Origin of the sequence: Devosia sp. ZB163 (genome assembly GCF_028613635.1) — a bacterium.
Classification (GTDB): Bacteria; Pseudomonadota; Alphaproteobacteria; order Rhizobiales; family Devosiaceae; genus Devosia_A.
Window position 1 is genome coordinate 622390 of record NZ_JAQRMY010000001.1, and the last position, 13439, is coordinate 635828.

The window sequence follows — 13439 nt, forward strand, 5'->3', positions numbered from 1 at the left end:
GGGACACCCACGCCGTGAAGATTTCAGACATCACCATCAAGTCGTTCCGCACCTATGCCGATCGCTGGGACGTCGGCCACGCGCTGCCGTTGCCGAACACCCAGATGATGCAGACCGTGCTCACCATCCACACCGACGAAGGCGTGGTCGGGCACTATTTCGGCGGCGGCTCGCATGGCGACAACGAGGGCCTGAACGTCGTCGACCAGCAGCAGATCCTCTGGCGCATCAAGGACCTGCTCGTCGGGCAGGACCCGATGGATCGCGAGATGATCTGGAAGTGGATGTGGGTCGCCAACGTGCAGGAGAACGTCGCGTCGGTGATCGACAACGCGCTCTGGGACCTCGCCGGCCGCTACGCCAACCTGCCGGTCTACAAGCTGATGGGGGGCGCCGGGCGCGAGAAGGTGAAGGCCTATGCTTCGACCTATCCCAATATCGGCAAGCCGCACGTCTATGCCGAGCACGCGCTGGCCTGCAAGAACGAGGGCTACCAGGCCTACAAGATCCACCCGCACTATTTCTGGAACCCCGAGACCGGAACCCCGACGCCGGGCCGCCCCTCCAACATCAAGGCCGATATCGAGACCTGTCACCTGGTGCGCGAGGCGGTGGGACCGGACTACGTGCTGATGTTCGATCCCTGGGGCACCTACATGACCATGGAAGAGGCGATCCAGGTCGGCCGCGAGCTCGAAAAGCTCAACTTCTACTGGTACGAGCACCCGATGCCGGAATACCGCACCGAGAGCTATGTGCGGCTGTCGCGCGAGCTGTCGATCCCGATCCTGTCGCCCGAGATCATCGCCGGCGGCGTGTTCTCGCGCGCCGAGTGGATTCTGCGCGGTGCGGGCGACATGAGCCGTATCGACGTGGTCCGCGGCGGCATCACCGGGGCGCGCAAGACCGCCATCGTCGCCGAGGCCTATGGCCTGCGCTGCGAGATGCACATGGCCGGCTGGGGCAACCTGCAGGTGATCGGCGCGACCTCGGAAGATACGTCCGAGTACTACGAGAAGGGCCTCCTCGCGCCGGGCGTCGATTACGACGCGCCGCACCCCTACCTCCACAACACTGTCGACAAGATCGACTCGGAGGGCTTCGTGCACCTGCCCAAGGGTCCGGGCATGGGCTACGAGATTGCGTGGGACTACATCGACGACAACCTGATCGAGCCCAACGCGACGACCAAGAAGACGCATTGGTAAGGACGCATGCTGGCCTGTCTGTCTCCATTTGCACCGGCCCACACCCTCCCCTCGACGGGGAGGGCTGGGGTGGGGTGTGCGGAGCCAGTGACAGTGCAGTCGGGTACCGGGCTCGTCGCCCCCCACCCCATCCCTCCCCGCAAGGGGGAGGGTGACCCGACTGCAGCCGCAGGAGTTGAAACCTAGATGTCGAGCATCACCCGATCGGTCCAGGCCATGGACCTTCTCGCAAGGAAGGGTCCGCTCGGCGTGCGCGCCGTCGCGCAGCAGTTGCAGCTGCCGCTCGGCTCGGTGCACCGGATGCTGCTCGACCTGGCCGAGGAGGGGGTGGTCGACCGCACGCCTTCGGGTGAGTGGGAACTGAGCTTCCGGCTGCTCGAGATCACCGGGCTGCAGCTCGATCGCATCGACCTGCCCCGGCTCTGCCGGCCCTTTGCCGAACGGATCGCCGAGGCGACGCGGGAGACGGTGAACGTCAATGCGCTGAGCGGCGTCCATGGCGTCTGCATCGACAAGGTGCGCGGCAACGAGGGCATGCAGCTCGACCTCCGCATCGGTTCGCGTGGGCCGCTCAACTGCGGCGGCGCGGGCAAGGCCATGCTCGCGTATATGCCTGAGGCGCGGCAGGAGGAGATCTATACCCACCCGCTGCCGGCGCTCACCAGCCACACCATCACCGACGCAGAGGAACTGCGTGCGGAGATCGGGCGCATCCGCGAGCGCTTCTATTCGATCGACGACCAGGAGGTGGTGATGGGCGTCTACTGCGTCGCCGTGCCCCTGCTCGACCGCTCGGGCCATTCGGTTGGCGCAATGAGCGTCACCGGGCCGTCGGTGAAGAAGCCCGGCGGCGAGAACGTCATGCCTGTCGTCGCCATGCTGTGGGATGCCTGCGAGCATGTGAGCCGCCGCCTCGGCTTTGCCGGGACGTGGCCCCCGGTCGCGGTTGCCGCCGACAAACGCATCGCTGTCTGAGGAGAACAAGACGATGGTCCGCATCGCCTGGATGATGAAGCTGAAGCCCGGCAACGAGGCGATCTACAAGCAGAAGCACGACGAGATCTGGCCCGAGATGCTCGAGGCCATGAAGCGCGACGGTGTGCGCACCTTCTCGATCTACCGCAACGGGCTCGACCTGTTCGCCTACATGGAGCGCGACGGCGCGCCCGGCCCGGACGACAAGCCGACCGACCTCACCTGGCGCTGGTGGGAGATGATGGCGCCCTACATGGAAACCAATTCCGACTTCTCGCCGGTGCAACGCCCGGTCGAGGAAATGTTCAACTTCGAAAATCGCTGAAAGAGCTTTTGCCCATGACTTCGGCCGCCATCAGGGGCGTTGTGCCCATTCTCGTCACCCCGTTCCATCTCGATGGCAGCATCGACGAGGAGAGCCTTGCGCGCCTGATCGAGTTCAACATCGCGGCGGGCGTACATGGCCTCGGCGTGGCGCTGGGCAGCGAGGTGTTCAAGTTCAACGAGGCCGAGCGGGCCCAGATCACGCACGCGACGGTGAAGGCGGTGAACGGCCGGGTGCCGGTCATCATCAACTCGGGGGCGGCCGGTACCGACCTTGCGGTGTTCTACTCGAAGGCCGCCGAGGCCGCCGGCGCCGATGCGCTGATGGTGATCCCGCCCTCGTTCATGCCGGTGACCGCGGAAGAAATCTTCGACTACTACCGCGCCATCGACGCCGCAGTCGGCATCCCGATCATCCTCCAGGACGTCCCGCAGGGGCCGATCTCGCCGGCCCTGGCGCTGCGCATCGCCAAGGCCTGCCCGAACGTGACGTATATCAAGGTCGAGACCCAGCCGGTCACCGGCAAGGTGGAGGCGATGGCTGCGGCGGTTGGCGACAAGCTGACCATCTTCGGCGGCGCCGGCGGCAGCCACTTCATCGAGGAACTGCGGCGCGGCGCGCATGGCACCATGCCGTTCTGCAGCCAGCCGGCCGACTTCGTCGCCGTCTGGGATGCTTTCCAGAAGGGCGATGAAGCCACTGCGCGCCAGCGTTTCGACGCCACGATCATGGCGGTGAACCGGCTCGGCAACCAGGGCGGCGATATCTTCTACGCCATTCACAAGCAGCTGCTGGTGCGCCGCGGCATCATCCGCCATGCGCTGGTGCGGAGCCCGACCACGGCGGTCGATCCGATCACGCAGCGCGAGATCGACGAACTGCTCGCGACGATCGTTCCGACGCCGGTCGCCTTCGGAGCCTGAGATGGACCCCTTCGCGCTGAGGCCGCTCGGCCGGACGTCGCTCGAGCTGCCGCGGCTCGGCATGGGCGGCGCGGCGCTGGGCAACATCTTCAGTGTCATTCCCGACAGCGAGGCCGACGCCACCATGGACGCGGCCTGGGACGCGGGCGTGCGCTTCTACGACACCTCGCCCTGGTACGGCCGCGGCCTCAGCGAACACCGCATAGGACGGGGGCTCTACCTGCGTCCGCGCCACGAGGCGATCGTCTCGACCAAGGTCGGCCGCATTTTCACCGCACCGGCTGACCCCGACGCCTTCGAGCGCAGCGAGCGGGCCTGGCCCAACGGGCTGAAGTTCGAGCACCACCACGACTACACCCATGCCGGCATCATGCGAAGCTACGAGGACAGCCTGCAGCGGCTGCGGATGAACCGCGTCGACGTGCTGGTGATCCACGACCTCGACCTCGCCAATCTCGGCTCGGAGGAACTGGTGGCGAGGCACCTCGACGAGCTCGATGCCGGCGGCGGCATGCGGGCGCTCGAGGAGCTGAAGGCGGCGCGGCTGATCAAGGCTGTTGGCGCCGGCGTCAACCGCATGGGCACTATCCCCCGCTTCCTCGAGCGCTTCGATCTCGACTTCTTCCTCGTGGCGCTGCCCTACACGCTGGCCGAGCAGCCGGTGCTGGATGCGGAGTTCCCGCTCTGCGAGGCGCGCGGCGTCGGTGTGATCATCGGCGGCGTGTTCGCTTCGGGCATCCTCGCGACGGGACCGGTGCCGGGGGCGCGCTACAACTATGCGATCGCCAACGAGGAGCAGCTGGCCCGGGTTGGCAGCATGCAGGCCGTCTGCGAACGCCATGGCGTGCCCCTCGCTTCGGCGGCGCTGCAGTTCACGCTGCATCATCCGATCGTTGCTTCGGTGATCCCCGGCGCCTTCCAGCCGGATCAGCCGCGGCGCAATGTCGAGAGCATGCGCGTCGATGTGCCAGCCGACCTCTGGGCCGAACTGAAGCACGAGGGGCTGCTCCGCGAAGACGCGCCGACGCCCTGACCGGGGCCCGGACTCGTTCGGCTTGTCGATAATATTGAGTCGAGATCGACGCTTAGTTGGCGCAATATAGTTAGGTAGGGCGGGCTCAGACTGTTTCCGTAGGTTGGAGCGGAGACGTCGCCATGCTGATCAACGGCCCCGTGACGGCAATAGCTGTACTATCGATCCTGACGGCAATGCCGGTCGATGCGAGCGCGCAGTCGGCCACCTTGTACGAAAACGTACGGATATTTGACGGGCATTCGCCGGCATTGAGCGCGCCAAGCAATGTGCTGGTCAGTGGCGGCAAGATCGCGACCATATCGCCTGCCCCGATCACGGCCCCCGATGCCCAGGTGATCGACGGGGATGGCAGGGTGCTCATGCCCGGCCTGATCGATGCGCATTGGCACGCCATGCTCATCCGCTCGACGCCGGAAGAGGGGCTCAACAACGACCTCGGCTACTCGACGCTGCTCGCGGCCGACGAAGCGCGGGCGACGCTGATGCGCGGCTTCACGACGGTGCGCGATCTCGGTGGCGCGAGCTTCTCGCTGAAGCGCGCGATCGACGAGGGGCTCGTTGTCGGACCCCGGATCTACCCCTCCGGGGCGATCGTCTCGGTCACCAGCGGCCACGGCGACTTCCGCCACCTGTACGAGTTGCCCCGCCGCGTCGGCGAGTTGAGCCGCATGGAGGAGCTGGGCATGGCCATGATCGCCGACAGCCCCGACGAGGTGCGGATGCGGGTGCGCGAGCAGCTGATGCTGGGCGCCTCGCAGATCAAGCTCACGGCGGGCGGCGGCGTGGCCTCCCCGTTCAGCCCGATCGATGTCTCGACCTTCACGCTCGATGAGCTGAAGGCGGCAGTCGAGGCCGCGGACAACTGGGGCACCTATGTCGCGGTGCACGCCTACACGGCCGCCGCCATCGAGCGGTCCATCGAGGCCGGTGTGAAAGTGATCGAGCACGGCCACCTGATGGCTGAGGCCGATGCCCGGCAGATGGCGGAGAAGGGGATCTGGCTCAGTACGCAGCCGTTCCTCCCCGGCTTCGAGGAAGGCATCCCGCTCTCGCCCGAGAGCCGGCGCAAGCTGATCGAGGTGATCGCCGGGACGGACCGGATCTACGGCTACGCCAAGAAATACGGCATCAAGACCGCCTTCGGCACCGACATCCTGTTCTCGCCGGAAGCCGCCAAGACGCAGGGGCTGATGCTGACCTGGCTGACGCGCTGGTACACGCCCGCCGAAGCCCTCGCCATGGCGACCGGCTCGAACGGCGAACTGCTGCAGCTTTCGGGCCTGCGCAACCCCTATCCGGGCCGACTCGGCGTGGTCGAGGAGGGGGCGCTGGCCGACCTGCTGCTCGTCGACGGCGATCCGCTGGAGGATATCGACCTCATCGCCGATCCGACCAACTTCGTGGTGATCATGAAGGACGGCAGGATCGAGAAGAATACGCTCGCGCCTAGCGGGGCACACGGCGTAGGGCCATCGGTGACCGCCGGGCCACCACCTCCCTAGTACCCTCCCCTCACGTCGGCTGGCTGTCCCCTTCGGGGTGCGGCTTGGCCTGTTCGGCTTCCTCGCGGAACTCGTACCACATGGCGTTGAGGATGCCGAAGGCGGCTGCGAGGCCGACGCCGAGGATCCAGGAAAAATACCACATCGTTTGGCTCCTAGTAGGCGTTGGGATTGTTGTCGACGCTCTCGGCGGTGACCGGTCCGCGCATCACCCGGAACACCCAGGCGGTGTAGAGGAGGATGATCGGCAGGAAGAAGACGGTCGCGACCAGCATGGTGAAGAGCGTCAGGTGGCTCGACGACGAGTCCCACAGGGTGAGGCTCACGTTCGGATCAACCGAGGAGGGCAGGAGGAAGGGAAACAGCGTCAGCCCGGCCGTGGTGATGATGCCGAAGATGGCGACGCTCGAGCCCAGGATCGGCGCGAGCCTGGCGCGTGCGCCAAGTCCCCACCATGCGATGAAGCTGCCGACGATGGAGAGGAGCGGTATGGCGAACATCCACGGGAACAGCCCGTAGTTCGCGCGCCAGGCCCCGGCCTCGAAGACCACGGTCTTGTTGAGCGGGTTGGATGGCCCGAACACGTCCTGGACGCTGGTCACGCGATAGCCGTTGAGGACATAGAGCGCGAACACGCCGCCGAGCGCGAACAGCACGATGGTCGCGAGCGCCGCCCAGCGTCCGTAGTTGCGGGCCCGCTCGGCCATCTCGCCTTCGGTGCGCGCGGCGATGACCGTCGCGCCCTGCGTCACCAGCATCGCGAGGCTCACCAGCCCGGCCAGCAGCGCGAAGGGCGTGAGGAGGAGGAAGAAGTTGCCCTCGTAGGTCGTCCTCAGGGTGTCGTCGAGCCGGAAGGGCGCGCCGAGGAACAGGTTGCCTACCGCCACGCCGAAGACCAGCGACGGCACGAAGCCGCCGATGAACAGCGCCCAGTCCCAGGTCGCCCGCCAGCGCGGATCGGCCAGCTTGCTGCGATACTTGAAACCGACCGGCCTGAGGATGAGCGCGAGCAGGATCGCGATCATCGCGACATAGAAGCCGGAAAAGCTCACCGCATAGAGCGGCGGGAAGGCCGCGAAGATGGCGGCGCCACCGAGGATCAGCCAGACCTGATTGCCCTCCCAGGTCGGTCCGGCGAGGTTGAGCAGTATGCGCCGCTCCTCGTCGGTCCGGGCGACGAAAGGCAGGAGCGTGCCGATGCCCAGGTCGCGTCCGCCCATGATGGCGAAGCCGATGAGCAGGATGCCGAGCAGGGCCCACCAGATGAGGCGCACCGCTTCGTAGTCGAGAGGGATCGAACTCATTTGGCTTGCTCCTTAGCCGGCCTTGACGGCGGTGACGGGCTCGACCGGAGCGCTCGGGGGTGGCTCTCCGAAGGAGAAGCGGTCGGAGGGCCCGGCCTTGATCGTCTTCACCATCAGGAAGAGCTCGACCACGATCAGCGCGGTGTAGAGCGCGACGAAGAAGGTGAGCGAGATGACGAGGTCGGAGACCTTCAGCCCGGACGCGGCATAGAAGGTCGGCAGTACGCCTTCCACCACCCAGGGTTGCCGGCCGTACTCGGCGACCAGCCAGCCCAGCTCGATCGCGATCCAGGGCAGCGGCAGGGCGGCAACCGCGACCCAGAGCAGCCAGCGCGGCTTCTCGATTTTGCGGACGGCCGACCTGTAGAACCACAGCGCGAAGAAGCCGATGAAGAACAGGCCGCAGGCCACCATGATGCGGAAGCTCCAGAAGAGCGGCCACACATCGGGCACCGTGTCGAGCGCTGCCTGGGTGATCTCCTCGCCGGTCGCGTTCTCGACGTCCGGGCGGTACTTCTTGACCAGGAGGGCATAGCCCAGATCCTGCTGCCGCTTGTCGAACTCGGCCCGCGCCACGAGGTCCTCCGGATCGGCCTTGATCGCCTGCAGCGACTTGTAGGCCTCGATGCCGTTGGCGATGCGGAGCGCCGCGTGTTCGGTGAGTTCGGTGATGCCGGGCAGGTCGCGGTCGAACGAGCGGGTCGTGATGATGCCGAGCACCCACGGGATCTTCACCTCGAACTCAGGACGGCCGTCCGCGCCCGGGATGGCGAACAGCGTCAGCCCGGCCGGGGCCGGCTCGGTGTGATACATCGCCTCCATCGCGGCGATCTTCATCTTCTGGTGCTCGGTCGCGACATAGCCCGACTCGTCACCGAGGACGACCACCGACAGCGCCGAAGCGAGGCCGAAGCTCGCTGCAACGACGATGGAGCGCTTGGCGAGCTCGATGTGCCGGCCGCGCAGCAGGTAGAAGGCGCTGACGCCGAGCACGAACACCGCGCCGCACACGTAGCCGGCCGAAACCGTGTGGACGAACTTCGCCTGCGCCACGGAGTTGAAGACCACCTCCATGAAGTTGGTGATCTCCATGCGCATGGTGTCCGGATTGAAGCGTGCGCCGACCGGGTTTTGCATCCAGCCGTTGGCGACGAGGATCCAGAGCGCCGAGAAGTTGGCGCCGAACGCGACGGCCCAGGTCACGATCAGGTGGGTCACCGGCTTGAGCCGGTCCCAGCCGAAGAAGAACAGGCCAATCAGCGTCGCCTCGAGGAAGAAGGCCATCAGCCCTTCCATGGCGAGCGGCGCGCCGAACACGTCGCCGACATAGTGGCTGTAGTAGCTCCAGTTCATGCCGAACTGGAATTCCATGACGATGCCGGTGGCGACGCCCATGGCGAAATTGATGCCGAAAAGCGTGCCCCAGAAGATCGTCGCCTTGCGCCAAACCTGGCGCCCGGTCATGACGTACACGCTCTCCATGATGGCCATGATGAAGCTGAGGCCGATCGTGAGGGGCACGAACAGGAAGTGATACATCGCGGTCGCAGCGAACTGGATGCGCGACAGATCGACGACGAGGGGATCGACCATGGAAGGGCGCCTTCATGTTGGCCGGCCAGCGCCGGCGGCCTCGGCTGCACTGGCGTCGCAGCCCCTTGATCCAGATCAAGGTAACCTCACCTGAGTATAGTGCAAACAGCGTCGGGTTCATCCGGTAACGCAATGGACGATAAGGCTAAAATTGTCGCACATGGCCGCTGGCTGAGCCGGCTCGGGGCCGCGCAGGGGCCGTTGCGCGCCGCTGTCGTGGTGCTGCCGCTGCTGTCGGGTGCGCTGCTGTTGGCGCAGGCTGCCATCCTTGCTTCGGTGCTGCACCGGGCGATCGTCGAAGGCGTGCCGCTCGCCGATCTCGCCGGCTCCGTGCTGGCACTGGGTGCGCTGATCGTCGTGCGCGTCTGTCTCTCCGCAGCAGGCGAACAGGCCGGCGTCGAATTTTCCGAGAGGATCAAGGCGGGCCTGCGCGGGCGGATGTTCAAAGGGCTGATGGCGCGCCCGCCGACCTGGACGGCTGCACGCAGCACCGGCGCGCTCTCGAGCTCGCTGGTCGAGCAGGTCGAGGCGCTGGACGGCTATTTCGCCCGCTACCTGCCCGCCATGGTGCAGGCGGCGATCCTGCCGCTTGCCTTTGCGATTGTGATCCTGCCCGTCGACTGGGTCGTCGGGCTCCTCTTTTTCATCAGCGCACCGCTGATCCCGCTGTTCATGGCGCTGGTCGGCTGGGGCGCGGAGGCGGCGAGCCGCTCGCAGGCAGGAGCGCTCAATCGTCTCAGCGCCCGCTTCGCCGACCGGCTGCGCGGGCTGACGACGCTGATGCTGTTCGGCGGTGCCGCGCGCGAGACCGCTGCGGTCCGCACGGCCTCGGAGGAACTGCGTCAGCGCACGATGCGCGTCATGCGCATCGCCTTCCTCAGCTCTGCCGTGCTCGAATTCTTCGCTGCCCTCGGTGTCGCCGGCGTCGCGCTCTATGTCGGGCTGACCCTCCTCGACCTCGTGTCGGTACGGGGCGGGGTGGAGCTGACGCTGTGGGCCGGCATGTTCTGCCTGCTGATGGCGCCCGAGGTCTACCAGCCGCTACGCCTGCTTGCCGCGCACTACCACGATCGCGCCGCGGCGCGGGCCGCCGTCGCCGAGATCGCTGCCGAACTTGACGGGCTGCCCGATGAGGTCGAGCAGTCGCGTTCGGCAGCTGTCGCCACCCACGAGGGGGCCGCCCGGCTCGAGCTGGCGCAACTGGAGCTGCTCACGCCGGCCGATCGCCCGCTGCTGGCCGGGGCCGATCTCACCGTTGTTCCCGGCGAGCGCGTCGCCATCCTCGGGGCGAGCGGCATCGGCAAGTCGACACTGCTCGAGGCCATTGCCGGCCTCAGGCCGTTCGGCGGCGAGATCCGCATCGATGGCGTGCCGGTCGGCCAGTTCGCCGAGGCGGACCTGCGCCGGCGCGTCGCCGTTCTGGGCCAGCGTCCGCGCCTGTTCGTCGGCAGCATTGCCGACAACATCCGGCTCGGCCGGCGCGACGCCGACCATGCCGCGGTGCGGCTCGCGGGGCAGCGCGCCCATGTCACCGACTTTGCCGATGCGCTCCCCGAAGGCCTCGCGACCCGGCTGGGCGAGGACGGGATCGGGCTGTCCGGCGGGGAGGTGCAGCGCGTCGCCCTGGCACGCATCTACCTGCGTGACCCCGGGCTGATCCTCCTCGACGAGCCGACTGCGCACCTCGATGCCGACACCGAGGCGGCTGTGCTCGACGACCTGATCGCCTTCGCGGCGGGGCGGACGCTGCTGGTCGTTACCCACTCGCAGGCCGTCGCGGCGCGGATGGACCACGTCTTCCGCATTGCCGGCGGCGGGCTGCTGCCCGCGCCCAAGCCGCCGGTGGCCGCGCGCAAGGCAGGTGCAGCATGAAAGCTCTCCTCGCATTCGCCCCGCTGTTCGGCCGGCTGAAGGGCGCGCTCGCCCTGACCCTGCTGCTCTCGCTGGTCACCGTCGCGGCCGGTATCGGATTGCTCGGACTCGCCGGCTGGTTCCTCACCGCTGCCGCCCTCAGCGCGGCCGGCGCCGCCTTCAACCTGTTCGGGCCGTCGGCCGGGGTGCGCGGCCTTTCCTTCGTCCGCATCCTGTCGCGCTATGGCGAAAAGCTGAGCGGGCACGACGCGACGCTCCGGCTGCTCTCCGACCTCAGGACCTGGCTGTTCGAGAAGCTGTTCCCGCTAGCGCCGCTCGGGCGGCGGTTCGGCCGCGGCGACCTCGTGAGCCGGCTGCTATCGGATGTCGAGGCGCTGGATACGGTCTTCCTCGTGGCGCTCGGACCGATCAGCACGGCGCTGCTGGCCGGGCTCGCCATGACCACGGTCCTCGCCTTCTTCCTGCCGGGCGCGGCACTCGTCTACGGGCTTATCGTTATTGCCGCGGCCCTCCTCGTTCCCGCCGGACTGGTGCTGGCGGCGAAGCGGACGGGGACCGAGGTGGTGGCCGCGACTGCCGCCCTCCGCCAATCGGTGCTCGACGGCGTCGAGGGCCACCAGGATCTCGTGCTCTTCGGGGCGCGCGACGCGGCCGAGGCGGAGACGGCCCGGGCCGCGGCGCGGCTCGGGGCGGCCAGGCGCCGGCTGGGTCAGCAGGCAGCGATTGCTGCGGGACTGGTCCAGGTCCTCAGCGGCACGGCGCTCGTCAGCACCTTGTTCTTCGGGCTGGCTGCGCTGGGGGCAGGGCAGATCGACGGACCGCTGCTCGCAGGGCTCCTTCTCGCCGTCATCGCCAGCTTCGAAGCCTCCGCCATGCTGGTGCGGAGCGCGGCGCGCCTCGCTGGCGCGGCGGCAGCGGCGGGGCGGCTCGAGGCGATCACCTCCTCGGCGCCGGCCATCAGCACCCCCGCCAACCCGCGGCCGCTCCCGCCCGGCAACGAGCTGCGCTTCGAGGGCGTGCGGTTCGGCTACGATCCGGAGCACCCGGTGCTCGATGGCCTGAGCTTTTCCGTGCGCGAGGGCGAGTGCGTGGCGATCATCGGCCCGAGCGGCGCCGGCAAGTCGACCATTGCGCAGCTGGCGCTTCGCCTCCTCGATCCCGATGCCGGAACGGTGCGCATCGGCGGCGCCGATATCGCCGAGGTCTCTCCGGCGGCGCTGCACGCCCGTGTCGCGCTCATGACGCAGGATGCGCCGGTCTTTCTCGATACCATCCGCGCCAACCTGCTGATCGGGCGCCCCGGTGCGGACGACGCGGATTTGTGGCGGGTGCTCGATGCCGTGCGGCTGGGCGACCATGTGCGGAGCCTCCCCGATGGCCTCGATACGGTTGCCGGCGAGGCCGGGCGGACCCTCTCGGCCGGTCAGGCCCGTCGCATCTGTCTGGCCCGCACCCTGCTGTCGGATGCCCGCATCGTCGTCTTCGACGAGCCGACCAGCGGACTCGATGCCGAAACCGAGTCGGCTTTCCTCGCCGACCTGCCGGAGCTGACGCGCGGCCGCACCGCCATCGTCATCACCCATGCCGTCATCCCCGCCGCCTTCGACCGGGTGCTCGAACTGCGCGCCGGCGAACTGGCTGAACAACGGGGCCGGGCCTGAAATGCAAAAGCCGGGCATTGGGCCCGGCTTGCATCACATGTGGTGAACTCTCGGGCGCCTTGCGCCTCAGTTGCTGTCGGGCGGACGGCCGGCGCGGTGATGTCCCCAGGCCAGCGTCACGGCGAGGATGAGGAAAGCGGCAGTGACGGCAGTCACGACGATGATGGCATCAGGCGGCATGGGTATCTCCCTTTCGTGCGGGACGACATCACCATGCCTGAGCGTTCCAGATCTTGATCTGGGTCAAGCTCTGACAATGACCTTGGTGCCAACGGGCACGCGGTTGTAGAGGTCAATAATATCCTGGTTGATCAGCCGGATACAGCCGGACGACACGCTCTGGCCGATCGAATAGGGCTCGATCGTACCGTGCAGCCGGAAATGCGTGTCCTTGCCGTTGCGGTAGAGATAGAGCGCCCGCGCCCCGAGCGGGTTCTTGATCCCGCCCTCCATACCGGCTGCGACCGGGCCGTAGCGTTCGGGCTGGGTCTTGATCATGTTGGCGGTCGGCGTCCAGCGCGGCCATGCAGCCTTGCGCGAGATGGTCGCCGTGCCTCTGAAATTGAGCCCTTCATCGCGGCCGACGCCCACTCCGTAGCGCATGGCCCGTCCGCCCTGCTGCACGTAGTAGAGGAAGCGATCGGTCGTGTTGACGACGATCGTGCCCGCCCGCTCCGGCCCGTTATAGGCGACTTCCTGCCGCCAGTACTGCTCGGGAATGCGGCGGATGTCGATGCCGGGGACGGGGTATTGCTCGTCCACCTTCATCGAATAGTAGCTCGCCCATGGCTCGGCGACGTGGATCACGGTGGCAAGGTTGAACCTGTCCCTTCCGGTGGAAGAGCAGGCACTGAGCGCCATGGCGGCGCCTCCGGCGAGGAACAAGCGGCGGCTGGTCAATGTGATCTCGCGAGTGGCTATTGGAAACGAAGCATCAACCAACAAATCCGGGACCACTTTGTCGAGTGCGGGCGAGCCACATCCGCAGCGGAATCCGATTCACGAAATCGTGGGCAACGCCTCGGGAACCTTCGGCAAAG

The 13439-nt window shown here is 67.3% G+C and carries 12 protein-coding genes; 8 read left to right on the forward strand and 4 right to left on the reverse strand.

The window, feature by feature from the left end; all coding sequences use genetic code 11:
• Positions 1 to 14 precede the first annotated feature (14 nt).
• The 6 genes from PRN20_RS03160 (at position 15) to PRN20_RS03185 (ending at position 5969) form a co-directional block, all read left to right on the forward strand.
• Positions 15 to 1208, forward strand: a complete 1194-nt coding sequence (locus tag PRN20_RS03160; protein WP_273955602.1) for an enolase C-terminal domain-like protein — start codon at positions 15 to 17, stop codon at positions 1206 to 1208.
• Positions 1209 to 1394: 186 nt separating this feature from the next.
• The gene (locus tag PRN20_RS03165; RefSeq protein WP_273955603.1) at positions 1395 to 2183 is read left to right on the forward strand and encodes an IclR family transcriptional regulator; all 789 of its coding nucleotides are present in this window, start codon (positions 1395 to 1397) and stop codon (positions 2181 to 2183) included.
• Between the two features lie 13 nt (positions 2184 to 2196).
• Positions 2197 to 2508 (forward strand): L-rhamnose mutarotase, encoded by a 312-nt coding sequence (locus tag PRN20_RS03170; RefSeq protein WP_273955604.1) that lies wholly within the window; start codon positions 2197 to 2199, stop codon positions 2506 to 2508.
• A gap of 14 nt (positions 2509 to 2522) precedes the next feature.
• Positions 2523 to 3431 carry a dihydrodipicolinate synthase family protein gene (locus PRN20_RS03175; protein ID WP_273955605.1) on the forward strand — a complete coding sequence of 303 codons (909 nt, stop codon included), beginning with the start codon at positions 2523 to 2525 and terminating at the stop codon, positions 3429 to 3431.
• A gap of 1 nt (position 3432) precedes the next feature.
• Positions 3433 to 4464, forward strand: coding sequence for an aldo/keto reductase (locus PRN20_RS03180; protein WP_273955606.1), 1032 nt, complete (start codon positions 3433 to 3435; stop codon positions 4462 to 4464).
• Positions 4465 to 4586: 122 nt separating this feature from the next.
• Entirely contained in the window at positions 4587 to 5969 is a 1383-nt protein-coding gene (locus tag PRN20_RS03185) for an amidohydrolase family protein (protein WP_443112522.1), read from the forward strand.
• Positions 5970 to 5979: 10 nt separating this feature from the next.
• On the opposite strand, the gene cydX is transcribed toward PRN20_RS03185, so the two are convergent.
• Genes cydX through PRN20_RS03200 form a run of 3 tightly spaced genes read right to left on the reverse strand, consistent with a single transcriptional unit; the run spans position 5980 to position 8866 of the window.
• Positions 5980 to 6114 (reverse strand): cytochrome bd-I oxidase subunit CydX, encoded by a 135-nt coding sequence (gene cydX, locus PRN20_RS03190; RefSeq protein WP_273955607.1) that lies wholly within the window; start codon positions 6112 to 6114, stop codon positions 5980 to 5982.
• Between the two features lie 10 nt (positions 6115 to 6124).
• On the reverse strand, positions 6125 to 7273 hold the full coding sequence (gene cydB, locus PRN20_RS03195) for a cytochrome d ubiquinol oxidase subunit II (RefSeq protein ID WP_273955608.1): 1149 nt from the start codon (positions 7271 to 7273) through the stop codon (positions 6125 to 6127).
• A 12-nt stretch (positions 7274 to 7285) separates the two neighbouring features.
• Positions 7286 to 8866 (reverse strand): cytochrome ubiquinol oxidase subunit I, encoded by a 1581-nt coding sequence (locus PRN20_RS03200; RefSeq protein ID WP_273955609.1) that lies wholly within the window; start codon positions 8864 to 8866, stop codon positions 7286 to 7288.
• A 132-nt stretch (positions 8867 to 8998) separates the two neighbouring features.
• On the opposite strand from PRN20_RS03200, the gene cydD reads away from it, so the two are divergent.
• Together cydD and cydC are read left to right on the forward strand one after the other, a co-directional pair.
• Complete coding sequence (cydD, locus tag PRN20_RS03205) at positions 8999 to 10738, forward strand: thiol reductant ABC exporter subunit CydD (protein ID WP_273955610.1); 1740 nt, start codon at positions 8999 to 9001, stop codon at positions 10736 to 10738.
• Positions 10735 to 12399, forward strand: a complete 1665-nt coding sequence (cydC, locus tag PRN20_RS03210) for a thiol reductant ABC exporter subunit CydC (protein ID WP_273955611.1) — start codon at positions 10735 to 10737, stop codon at positions 12397 to 12399. Before cydD ends, cydC begins: the two co-directional genes overlap by 4 nt.
• Before the next feature lie 243 nt (positions 12400 to 12642).
• On the opposite strand, the gene PRN20_RS03215 is transcribed toward cydC, so the two are convergent.
• On the reverse strand, positions 12643 to 13299 hold the full coding sequence (locus PRN20_RS03215; protein WP_273955612.1) for a L,D-transpeptidase: 657 nt from the start codon (positions 13297 to 13299) through the stop codon (positions 12643 to 12645).
• Positions 13300 to 13439: the final 140 nt, after the last annotated feature.